Source organism: Kocuria sp. LUK (assembly GCF_021012935.1).
Taxonomy (GTDB): domain Bacteria; phylum Actinomycetota; class Actinomycetes; order Actinomycetales; family Micrococcaceae; genus Kocuria; species Kocuria flava.
The window spans coordinates 616,947-627,824 of record NZ_JAJMZI010000002.1 but is presented as its reverse complement, the minus strand read 5'-3'; the positions used below and the strand labels follow the sequence as shown (position 1 = coordinate 627,824).

At 75.2% G+C, this 10,878-nt stretch carries 10 protein-coding genes and 1 pseudogene; 5 read left to right on the top strand and 6 right to left on the bottom strand.

Annotated elements, in window-relative coordinates:
- Positions 1-118: pseudogene (locus LQU92_RS05645) on the top strand (polyphosphate kinase 2); the annotation flags it as partial.
- A gap of 38 nt (positions 119-156) precedes the next feature.
- Positions 157-714 (top strand): dihydrofolate reductase family protein, encoded by a 558-nt coding sequence (locus tag LQU92_RS05640; protein ID WP_230778611.1) that lies wholly within the window; start codon positions 157-159, stop codon positions 712-714.
- 13 nt (positions 715-727) lie between these two features.
- Here the strand turns inward: LQU92_RS05640 and LQU92_RS05635 are convergent, their stop codons facing one another.
- Entirely contained in the window at positions 728-2,392 is a 1,665-nt protein-coding gene (locus LQU92_RS05635; RefSeq protein ID WP_230778609.1) for an ATP-dependent DNA helicase RecQ, read from the bottom strand.
- A gap of 9 nt (positions 2,393-2,401) precedes the next feature.
- Positions 2,402-3,865 (bottom strand): aldehyde dehydrogenase family protein, encoded by a 1,464-nt coding sequence (locus tag LQU92_RS05630; protein WP_230778600.1) that lies wholly within the window; start codon positions 3,863-3,865, stop codon positions 2,402-2,404.
- A gap of 136 nt (positions 3,866-4,001) precedes the next feature.
- Between LQU92_RS05630 and LQU92_RS05625 the strand changes: the two genes are divergently transcribed.
- Positions 4,002-4,754 carry a TSUP family transporter gene (locus tag LQU92_RS05625; RefSeq protein ID WP_101850960.1) on the top strand — a complete coding sequence of 251 codons (753 nt, stop codon included), beginning with the start codon at positions 4,002-4,004 and terminating at the stop codon, positions 4,752-4,754.
- Positions 4,755-4,773: 19 nt separating this feature from the next.
- Here the strand turns inward: LQU92_RS05625 and LQU92_RS05620 are convergent, their stop codons facing one another.
- Together LQU92_RS05620 and LQU92_RS05615 are read right to left on the bottom strand one after the other, a co-directional pair.
- On the bottom strand, positions 4,774-5,196 hold the full coding sequence (locus LQU92_RS05620; protein WP_101850961.1) for a ChaB family protein: 423 nt from the start codon (positions 5,194-5,196) through the stop codon (positions 4,774-4,776).
- A gap of 68 nt (positions 5,197-5,264) precedes the next feature.
- Complete coding sequence (locus LQU92_RS05615) at positions 5,265-6,164, bottom strand: SDR family oxidoreductase (protein ID WP_230778589.1); 900 nt, start codon at positions 6,162-6,164, stop codon at positions 5,265-5,267.
- 200 nt (positions 6,165-6,364) lie between these two features.
- Between LQU92_RS05615 and ilvD the strand changes: the two genes are divergently transcribed.
- The gene (gene ilvD / locus LQU92_RS05610) at positions 6,365-8,056 is read left to right on the top strand and encodes a dihydroxy-acid dehydratase (protein WP_230778585.1); all 1,692 of its coding nucleotides are present in this window, start codon (positions 6,365-6,367) and stop codon (positions 8,054-8,056) included.
- Between the two features lie 9 nt (positions 8,057-8,065).
- On the opposite strand, the gene LQU92_RS05605 is transcribed toward ilvD, so the two are convergent.
- Both LQU92_RS05605 and LQU92_RS05600 read right to left on the bottom strand, forming a co-directional pair.
- The gene (locus tag LQU92_RS05605; protein ID WP_101850963.1) at positions 8,066-8,569 is read right to left on the bottom strand and encodes an Lrp/AsnC family transcriptional regulator; all 504 of its coding nucleotides are present in this window, start codon (positions 8,567-8,569) and stop codon (positions 8,066-8,068) included.
- A gap of 297 nt (positions 8,570-8,866) precedes the next feature.
- The gene (locus LQU92_RS05600) at positions 8,867-9,928 is read right to left on the bottom strand and encodes a permease prefix domain 1-containing protein (RefSeq protein ID WP_230778583.1); all 1,062 of its coding nucleotides are present in this window, start codon (positions 9,926-9,928) and stop codon (positions 8,867-8,869) included.
- A gap of 278 nt (positions 9,929-10,206) precedes the next feature.
- On the opposite strand from LQU92_RS05600, the gene LQU92_RS05595 reads away from it, so the two are divergent.
- Positions 10,207-10,878: a maleylpyruvate isomerase family mycothiol-dependent enzyme gene (locus LQU92_RS05595; RefSeq protein WP_230778580.1), complete on the top strand. Its 672-nt coding sequence runs from the start codon at positions 10,207-10,209 to the stop codon at positions 10,876-10,878.

Below are 10,878 nucleotides of genomic sequence, written 5' to 3'. Positions count from 1 at the left end.
CGTCAACGCGATGCGATACTTCCTGGACCAGTTCGACTACGAGGACAAGGACCCGGAGGTGGTCCACGCCCCGGACCCGCTGCTGGTCCAGCGCGGCCGGGACGCGGTCGGCGACTGAGGCCGCCCGGGCACCGTCCCGACCCGCAAGGAGGACCCGTGGGACAGCTGATCGTCACCGAGTTCATCACCCTCGACGGCGTCGTCGACTCCCCCGGCGGCGGGGACCACCCCCACGCAGGGTGGACCTTCCGGCAGGTCGAGTTCGACGAGGCGGCCTACGAGCTCAAGGACCGGGAGCAGAAGCAGGCCGCCGCGATGCTCCTGGGCCGGGTCAGCTACGAGGAGTTCGCCCCGGTGTGGCCGGCGATGGAGGAGTTCGCCGAGTACAACGCCATGCCCAAGTACGTGGTCTCCTCGAGACTGACCGACCCGCAGTGGCACAACACCTCCGTGCTGCGCTCGCTGGCGGAGGTCGCCCGGGTCAAGGACTCGCTCGAGGGTCCCCTGCTCGTGCACGGCAGCGCGACCCTGGCCCAGGGCCTCGCGGCCGCCGGGCTGGTGGACCGCTACCACCTGCTCGTCTTCCCGCTGCTGCTGGGCGCCGGGCGCCGGCTCTTCGACGACTCCGCCGACACGCTGCGCCGCCTCGCCCTGGTGGAGCACGAGGCCTACGCCAACGGGGTCGTCAAGGCCGTCTACGACGTCGTGCGCTGAGGCCGCGGGCGCGTCAGGCCCCGTCGCGCACGAGCAGGCCCTCGTGCTCCTCGACCAGCCGCAGGGACAGCTCCTTGTAGCCCACCGCGTCGAAGAGGACCGTGATCCGGTCGGGCTCGGACCCCATCACCTGGCCGGGGCCCCACTCGCGGTGGGTGACGGGGGTCCCGATCTCCCAGCCGTGCGGGGTGGCGGCGGCCCGCTCCGCCGCCTCGGCCGCGGAGCCCTCCTCCCGGCAGTTGTCGCAGTTGCCGCACCACCCGCTCGTCTCCTCGCCGAAGTAGTTGAGCAGCCAGTCGCGGCGGCAGCCGTCGGTCTCCGCGTAGCCGCGCATCATCTCGATCCGCGACCGGTCGATGGCGTGCTGGGACTCGGCCTCGGCCAGCGCCGCCGCGACGGCCTTCGCGGGGGTGGCCCCCGGGGCCGCCGTGGCGCCCTCGCGGCGGGTCAGGACCCCGCCGCTGTGCTCGAGCAGGTGCAGGGCCCGCGCCACGGCGCGCCGGCCCAGCCCCGTGCGCTCCCCCAGCCCGCGCACGCGCACGGGCCCGTGCCGGCGCACGGCCCGGAACACGGCGGCGACGTCCTCCTCGGCCGGGGCGCCGCCGGCGAAGTACTGCTGCAGGCCCAGGTCCTCGGAGCGGTAGTGCAGGACCGCGAGCGCGGGGGCGCCGTCGCGGCCGGCCCGGCCGATCTCCTGGTAGTAGCTGTCGAGGGAGTCGGGCACGTCCGCGTGCACCACGAAGCGCACGTCGGGCTTGTCGATGCCCATCCCGAAGGCCGTGGTGGCGACGACCACGTCGAGCGCGCCGTCGTGGAAGCGGGCGTGGACGGCCTCCCGGTCGGACTGCCGGCGCCCGGCGTGGTAGGCCTCCGCGCGCAGCCCGCGCTCGGCCAGCGCGGCGGCGTACTGCTCGGTCTCCTTGCGGGTGGCCACGTAGAGCAGGCCGGGCCCGCCCGCGCGGGCGACCTCGTCGAGCACCGCCCGGCGCTTGTCCGCGGCCTCGTGGTGGCGCACCACGCGCAGCTCGATGTTGGGCCGGTCGAAGCTGTGCACGAGCACGAGGGGGTCGCGCAGCCCCAGCCGCTCGGTGATCTCCGCGCGGGTGTGGGGGGAGGCGGTCGCCGTCAGCGCGAGCACCGGCGGGTGCCCGAGCCGCTCGACCGTCTCCCCCAGCACGAGGTAGTCGGGGCGGAAGTCGTGGCCCCACGAGGAGATGCAGTGCGCCTCGTCGACCACGAACAGGCACGGCGGGCGCGCGGCGAGCCGCTCGACCGTCTCCTCCCGGGCCAGCTGCTCCGGGGCGAGGAAGAGGAAGTCGGCGGTCCCGTCGTCGTAGGCCGCCCACGCGGCACGCTCCTGGCGGGCGCCCACGCGGGAGTTCACCGCGACGGCGCGCCCCGGGCCGAGGTGCTCCCCGAGCGCCTCGACCTGGTCGTGCTGCAGCGCGATCAGCGGGGAGACGACCACCGCGGTCCCGGGCAGGGCGACGCCCGGGACCTGGTAGATCGCGGACTTGCCGTGGCCGGTGGGCATCACGGCGAGCACGTCGCGCCCGCCCGCCGCGGCCGCCACGGCCTCGAGCTGGCCCTCCCGGAACTCCTCGATCCCGAAGCACTCCCGGGCGATCTCGCGCAGCCGCCCGGCGTCCGGCGCCGGGCCGGTCCCTCTCGCCGTCATCGTCACGGCCTAGAAGGGGAACCGGGCGTGGCCCTCCTCCTGGACGGTGATCCACCGCCGCTCGCTGAAGGACTCGACGCCGGCCTGGCCGCCGAACTTGCCGTAGCCGGACTCCTGGATGCCGCCGAAGGGGGCCTGCGGCTCGTCGGCCACCGACTGGTCGTTGACGTGGACGATCCCGGTCTTCAGCCGCTTGGCCACGTCCCAGCCCTCGCCGAGGTTCTCGGTGATCACCCCGGCGGTGAGCCCGTAGTTGGTGTTGTTGGCGAACTCCACGGCGTCGTCCGGGCCGTCGACCTCGAAGACCACCGTGACCGCCCCGAAGATCTCGTCGTGGAAGATGTCCATCTGCGGGGTGACGTCGGTGAGCACGGTCGCGGGCACGAGCGAGTTCTCGAGCCGGTGACCGCCGGCGCGCACGGTGGCGCCCTTGGCGACCGCGTCCTCGATGAGCCCGTACTGGCGCTGGGCGGACCGGGGGTTGACGGCCGGGCCGATCACCGTGGCCGGGTCGGTCGGGTCGCCGGTGGGCAGGTTCCGCACCTTCGCCGCGAAGCGCTCGGTGAACTCCGCGGCGATGCTGCGGTCCACCAGCACCCGGTCCACGGACATGCAGATCTGCCCGGCGTTCATGTACGCGCCGAACGCCGCGGCGTCGACCGCGTAGTCGAGGTCGGCGTCCTCGAGCACCACGAGGCTGTTCTTCCCGCCGAGCTCCAGCACGGCGGGCTTCAGGTGCTGGGCGGCGAGGGTGCCGATGGTGCGGCCCACGGAGGTGGAGCCGGTGAAGTTGACCATCCGCACCCGCTGGTCGGAGATCAGCGCCTCGACGACCTCGGCGGCGTCCGCCCGGTCGTTGGTCACCACGTTGAGCACGCCCGCGGGCAGGCCGGCCTCGACCAGGGCGTCGGCGAGGAAGAGCCCGCACGCCAGCGGGGCGTCCTCGCTGGGCTTCAGCACCACGGTGTTGCCCACCGCCAGGGGCACGGCGATGGCGCGCATGCCCAGGATGAACGGGGCGTTCCAGGGGGAGATCGCGGCGACGACGCCGTAGGGCTGGCGCACCGACATCGAGATCACCCCGGGCATGTCGGTGGCGAGCACCTCGCCCTGCGGCAGGGTCGCGGCCCCGGCCGCCTCGCGCAGGATGTTCGCGGCGAGGTGGGTGTTGAACTCGGCCCAGCCGCGCACGCCCCCGACCTCCTCGGCCATGATCCGGGCGCCCTCCTCGAGGCGGGACTCGAAGATGTCGGCGGCGCGCAGGAAGATCCGCCGCCGCTCGCTCGGGGCCGTGGCGGCCCAGGCCTCGGCCGCGTCCGCCGCCGCGCCCACGGCCCGGTGGACGTCGTCGGGGCCGGCGGCCGCGACGCGGGCGAAGACCTCGCCGGTGTAGGGGTTGAGGTCCTCGGTGGTGCGTCCGGACTGTGCGGGCACGTGCTCGCCGCCGATGATCAGGTCCCGGGTGATGGTCATGCGCTGTCTCTCCGTCCTCGGTCGTGCGGGGGTCGGCCGCCAGGGGCCGCGTCTCCTCGTCAGCCTACTGTCGGTCGGGGCCGGCGCCAACGGGGGCGGGGGGCGTCCGCTCCCGGCGCACGGGCGGTGGCGCACAATGGGGCCCGTGGAACTCGTCGTCGTCGCCGCCCTGGCCGTGCTCGTGGGCACGGTCCTCCAGCGCGTGTCCGGGACCGGGGTGGGCCTGGTCGTCGCCCCGACCCTGGCGCTGCTGATCGGCCCGGCCTCGGGGGTGCTCGTGACCAACGCGACGACGACGGTCTCCGGCTTCCTCATCATGCTCTCGGTGCGCCGCGACGTGGACTGGCGCCGCTACGCGCTGATCGCCCCGGCCGCGGCCGTGGGGGCGGTGCCGGCGGCGCTGCTGGTCCGGGAGCTGCCCGCGGCGTGGCTGCAGGTGGTGATCGGGGCGGTGGTGCTGGCGGCGCTCGCGACGACCTTCGGCCTGCCCCGGCTGCCGGAGTGGCCCGGGCGGCTGCCCACGGTGCTCGCCGGCGCGATCGGGGGCTTCTTCAACACGACGGCGGGGGTGGCCGCGCCGGTGATGGTCATCCACTCCCGGCTGGCCCGCTGGGACCACCGCTCCTTCGCCGCGACCCTGCAGCCGGTGTTCATGACCATGGGCGCGCTGTCGGTGCTGACCAAGACGCTGCTGGGGGCGGCCGGGCCCGGCGGGGTGCCGCCGTGGTGGATCGCGCCCGGCGTCGTCGCCGTGGTCGTGCTCGGCGTCCTGCTCGGCGGGGTGCTGGCCCGGCGCGTGCCGACCTCGGCGGCGCGCACGCTCGCGCTCGTGCTCGCCGGGGTCGGGGGCACCGTCACCCTCGTGCGGGGCCTGCTCGGGGTGGCCTGAGCGGCACCGACGCCGCGGCTCAGTTCCCGCGGGCCCGCCGCGTGGCGGCGTCGTTGGCCTTGCGGATCGCCTCGACGAGCTCCTTCTTGGTCATGTAGGACCGGCCCTCGACCCGCAGCCGCTGGGCCAGCTCGTAGAGGTGCTGCTTCGAGGCGTTCGCGTCCACGCCCCCGGCGGTCGGTGCGGGGTCGTCCCGGCCGCCCTCGGCGTGCTCGTCGGAGGGCCCGCTCTCCTGCTTGACCTCCCAGTGGTCGCCGACCTTCTCGTGCGTGTGCTTCAGGGACGCGAAGGCCGTGCGCGCGGCGCGCTCCTCGTCGCCGTACTGCTCGAGCGCGGAGTCGTAGGTCTTGGCGAAGGTGTCCTGCGCCTGCTGCGCCGAGCGCTGCAGGGTCGAGGGCAGCTCGCTCTTCTTCGCGTGGTCGTTCTTCCCTGTCCTGGCCATGATCCGTTCCTTTCCGTGCGGGGAGCTTCGGCCGGTGCGGGATCCCGCCGCACCGGCGGCGCGGCGGCTCAGAAGACCGGCGTGCCGCCGGTGACCCCCAGCACCGAACCGCTGACGTAGCTGGCCTCCTCCGGGGAGGCGAGGAAGACGTAGGCGCCCGCGAGCTCGGCCGGCTGGGCGATGCGGCCCAGCGGGGTGTCCCTGCCCATGGCCGCGACCGCCTCCGGCTCCTTCGTGGCCGGCTGCAGCGGCGTCCACACCGGGCCGGGGGCCACGGCGTTGACGCGGATCCCGCGCGGGCCGAGCTCGGCGGCGAGGTTGGCGGTGACGTTGTTGAGGGCGGCCTTGGTCGCGGCGTAGTCGATCATCGTCACGGAGGGGTCGTAGGCCTGGACCGAGGTGGTGTTGATGATGCAGTCCCCGCGGCCGAGGTGGGGCAGCGCCGCCCGGCTGACCCACAGGGTGCCGTAGAGGTTGGTGCGCACGGCCCGCTCGAGGTCCTCGGTGCGCAGGCCCTCGAGCCCCGGCTCGCCGCGGGCCCAGTGGTAGCCCGCGTTGTTGACGACCACGTTGAGCCCGCCGAGGCCCTCGACCGCGCGGTCGACGACCTCCTGGCAGACCCGCTCCTCGCGCAGGTCGCCGGGGGCCAGCACGGCCGTGCGCCCCGCCTTCTCGATCCACCCGACCACGTCCTGGGCGTCCTCCTGCTCCTCGGGCAGGTGGTTGATCGCGACGTCGGCGCCCTCGCGGGCGAAGGCGATCGCCACGGCCCGGCCGATGCCGGAGTCCCCGCCGGTGATCAGGGCCCTGAGCCCCTCCAGCCGGCCGCGGCCCTGCCACGAGGACTCCCCGTGGTCGGGCACCGGGTCCATCGCCGCGGTGAGCCCGGGCGGGCGCTGCTGCTGCCCGGGCATCCCGCCCTCGTCGGTCATCGCACGGGCGTGCTGGGAGACGGGGGACTCGGGCATCGCGGAACTCCTTCGATCAGGGTGCTTATCGTTGCTCTCCTCCAGCCTAGGAGCCCTGGCCGCGCTTGTCTCCCCCGCGCCCGGCGGCGGAGGCCCCGGGCACGGCGGCAGCCGCCCCCGGGCGCGGGGGTCGACGCCCCGCGAGCCCGTCGATAGGCTCGCCGGACACCCCGCCGCACGCCCCGACCCCGGAGGACCGCATGAGCCCCGACATGAAGCCCCGCAGCCGCCAGGTCACCGACGGCATCGACGCGACCGCCAGCCGCGGCATGCTGCGCGCGGTGGGGATGGGCGACGACGACTGGGAGAAGCCGCAGATCGGCATCGCCAGCTCGTGGAACGAGATCACCCCGTGCAACCTGTCCCTGGACCGGCTGGCCCAGGGGTGCAAGGAGGGCGTGCACGCCGGCGGCGGCTACCCCCTGGAGTTCGGCACGATCTCCGTCTCGGACGGGATCTCGATGGGCCATCGGGGCATGCACTTCTCGCTGGTCTCGCGCGAGGTCATCGCCGACTCGGTGGAGACCGTGATGCAGGCCGAGCGCCTGGACGGCTCGGTGCTGCTGGCCGGCTGCGACAAGTCCCTGCCCGGGATGCTCATGGCCGCCGCCCGCCTGGACCTCGCCGCGGTCTTCCTCTACGCCGGGACGATCGCCCCGGGGTGGGTGAAGCTCACCGACGGCACCGAGAAGGACGTCACGCTCATCGACGCGTTCGAGGCCGTGGGCGCCTGCAAGGCCGGGCTGATGGGCCGGCAGGACCTGGACCGGATCGAGCGGGCCATCTGCCCCGGCGAGGGCGCGTGCGGCGGGATGTACACCGCGAACACGATGGCCTCCGTGGCCGAGGCCCTGGGCATGAGCCTGCCCGGCTCCGCCGCCCCGCCCTCGGCCGACCGGCGCCGCGACCAGTTCGCCCACCGCTCCGGGGAGGCGGTCGTGGAGCTGCTGCGGCGGGGGATCACGGCCCGGGACGTGCTGACCCGGGAGGCCTTCGAGAACGCGATCACCGTGCTCATGGCCCTCGGCGGCTCCACCAACGCCGTGCTGCACCTGCTCGCGATCGCCCACGAGGCGGAGGTGGAGCTCTCCCTCGACGACTTCAACCGGATCGGCGACCGCGTGCCCCACCTCGCCGACCTCAAGCCCTTCGGCCGGTACGTGATGAACGACGTCGACCGCCACGGCGGGATCCCGGTGGTCATGAAGGCCCTGCTCGACGCCGGGCTGCTGCACGGGGACGCCCTGACCGTGACGGGCCGCACCGTCGCCGAGAACCTCGCCGCCCTGGACCCCGACCCCCTCGACGGGACGGTCATCCGCGCCCTGGACAACCCCATCCACCGCACCGGCGGGATCACGGTCCTGCACGGGTCGCTGGCCCCGGAGGGGGCCGTGGTGAAGTCCGCCGGCTTCGACGCCGAGGTCTTCGAGGGCCCGGCCCGGGTCTTCGAGCGCGAGCAGGCCGCGATGGACGCCCTGGGCCGGGGCGGGATCACCGCCGGCGACGTCGTGGTGATCCGCTACGAGGGCCCCAAGGGCGGGCCCGGGATGCGGGAGATGCTCGCGATCACCGGCGCGATCAAGGGTGCGGGCCTGGGCAAGGACGTGCTGCTGCTGACGGACGGGCGGTTCTCCGGCGGGACGACGGGGCTGTGCATCGGCCACATCGCCCCCGAGGCGGTCGACGCCGGGCCGGTCGCGTTCGTGCGCGACGGCGACCGGATCCGTGTGGACCTCGCCGCCAGGAGCCTGGAGCTGCTGGTCGACGCGGAGGAGCTCGCCGCCCGGCGCACCGGCTGGTCGCCGCTGCCGCCGCAGTACGCGGGCGGGGTGCTGGGCAAGTACGTCAAGCTCGTGCGCTCCGCCTCCCTGGGCGCGGTCACCGTCTGAGCGCCCCGGTCACCGCCCGCCCGGACCGCCCCGCCCCTCCGGTCCGGGGTCCCGGTCCATCAGCGGGGCGATCCGGTAGGGGATGACGGTGCGCAGGAACATGCTCGTGGAGGTGCGCAGGATCCCCGGGCACAGCCGGATCTCCTCGGAGACCCGGTAGAGGTCGTCGGGGTCGCGGGCCACGACCCGGCACAGCAGGTCGGTCTGCCCGGCCGGGGCGAAGACCTCGATCACCTCGGGGATGGCCTCCAGCCCGGCGACCGCGGCCTCGAGCTGGTGCTGGTCCAGCTCCACGGCCACGCTCGCGGCCATCCCGTACCCGAGGGCCGCGGGCGTCACCCGGGTGCTGTGCCGGCGCAGGGCGTCCCCGGCGCGGAAGCGCTCGAGGCGGGCGTGGATGGTGCCGCGGGCCAAACCCGTGCGCTGGGCCAGGGCGAGCACCGTCATCCGCGGGTCCTCGTCGAGGGCGGCCAGGATCCTGCGGTCGGTGGCGTCGAGCCGGTCGTTCGTCATGCTGACCACTTCCCGTCCCGCGCCGCGGCGCGAACTGGTCGATCTGATCAGTTCCAGACTAGACGTTTGCGCAGGGTGTCGAACCCGGTGTTCTCTGGTGTGCACACGGAGCGTCTCCCCACGAGGAGCGGCGCACCCCGGCCGGCGCCGGGCCCCTACGAGGGGACCGGCGCCCGCGTCCGCCCGGCACCCCGGGACGGCACGGCCCCCTCCCGGCCCGCGGGAGCTCCCCGGAGCTCCCGCGGGCCGAGCACGTCCGGGCCTGACACGTCCGGGCCGGGCTCCTGCGCCGGGGGCTCAGCCGCCTCCGGCGCCGCGCCGCCGCGCGAGCGAGTGCCGGCAGGCCAGGAAGGTCGCCACAAGGTCCCAGACCGTGATCACCACGACGAGCACGACACCGGCCGCCGCGAATCCCTCGCCCACCCAGCCGCGCTCGCGCAGGACGGGGTTCACCACGGACTCGGTGCGCAGGACCGTGACCAGCAGCGCGGCCATCGCGAGGTCGACCGCGGCATTGACCGCCCACAGGCCCCACGACCAGCGACGGCGGAGGAAGCGCAGCAGCTCCCACCCCCACGAGACCGCGACCAGCCCCAGGTAGAGCGGCACCCAGGGCCACCACAGGCCCGGAGCCAGCAGCGGCTCCCCCGCCAGCGGCCCGTGGGCGAACAGCGGGCGGGAGAGCAGGAAGGGCGCGGCGAAGGCGAGGGCCAGGCCGAGTGAGCTCCACACCAGCTCCCCCACGGTGACGTCGCGCGGCGGGCGCGGCGGCGGCAGCTGCTCGACCGTCCAGCGGGCCGGCTCCTCCTCCACCCCGGACCGCCGGCTGCCGGCCGCCTCCGCCGGTGCGTCCGCGCCCGCCGCACGCCCCGCCGTCCGGGTGGACTCCACGCGCTCGACGACCGCGAAGACGACGACGGCGGCGCCCGCTCCCATCAGCGCCCCCTGCAGCGCCGACCCGAGCGAGGAGGCGAGGGCGAGCGCGGCGTAGGCGACGGGGTCCTGCCGGCCGGCCTCGGCGAACAGCGTGCCGAGCAGCGACAGCCCGCCGAAGACCCCGGCGAGCACCGGGACGAGCACGCGCAGCAGCTCGAGGAACTCGTGGTAGTGCGCGGGACCGATGAGGTGGCGCGGGCCCGGGGCGTGGTCCTCGGCGAGCCGGGCGGGATCGCCGAGCTCCTCCAGGGCGCGCCGCTCGGCCTCGGACGCCGGCACCCCTCGCGCGGCGGCGTCGTGGATGCGGTCCGCGACGGCGGTGCGCAGCCCGTCCACGACGTCGCCCCGGACACGGGCGGGCAGGCGGCGGGCGACCTCCTCGAGCCAGGTCTCGGTCAGCGTTCCGGTGGGCGTCTCGGTCATGGCCGGTCCTCGGCGGTCTCGGGGCCGGCGCCCGGGCACCGGCGGCGGTGGTCGCGGACCGGCGGCGAGGGCGTCCGCGCTCCGGCGCCGGTCGGCGTCCGTGCGCCCACCCTAGTGGGTGACGCACCTCGCCGGGCGGGCTGTGCGGCGGTCGCTCCACCGCGGCACGACCGACGGGACGTCGGGGCCCGGTCCGGTCCCTCGTCCACCACGCCTCCCGGGCATAGACTCCGGCCACGGCCCGGCGACCGGGCCGCGGAGGAGAACGGGGCGGCGACATGGACGAGAACGAGCTGTGGGCGGCGATCGACGACCAGCGCCTGCGCACGGCGGAGCTGCTCGAGCGGCTCACACCGGAGCAGTGGGCGCGGCCCTCCCTGTGCGCGGGCTGGACCGTGCGCGATGTCGCGGCCCACCTGACCCTCCAGCAGATGGGCCCGGCCCAGGCGCTGCGCTCGGCGCTGCGCCACCCCGGCGGGGTGAACCGGATGATCCGGGAGTCGGCGCGGGAGCGGGCCGCCCTCCCTCCGCGGGAGCTGGTGGACCGGCTGCGCGCGTCCGTCGGCTCGCGCCGGCACAACGTGGGGCTCACCGCACAGGAGACCCTCATCGACGTCCTCGTGCACGGGCAGGACATCGCGCTCCCGCTGGGCCTTGATCTCACGGTGCCCGTGGAGGCCGCCGCCGTGGCCGCGCAGCGCGTGTGGCGCAGCCTGGGCGGGCTCCGGAGCAAGGTCTTCGCCGATCTCCCGCTCGAGGGCCTGCGCCTCGCCGCCACGGATGCCCCGTGGGCCGTGGGCGAGGGCCCCGAGGTGCGGGGGCCGGTGGCCGCGCTGCTGCTCCTGCTCACCGGCCGCACGGCCCGGCTCGCTGAGCTGACCGGGGACGGGGCCACGGTGCTGCGGGAGAGACTGGACGGACGGCTCGGCGCGGGTCCGGGCGGGGCCTGA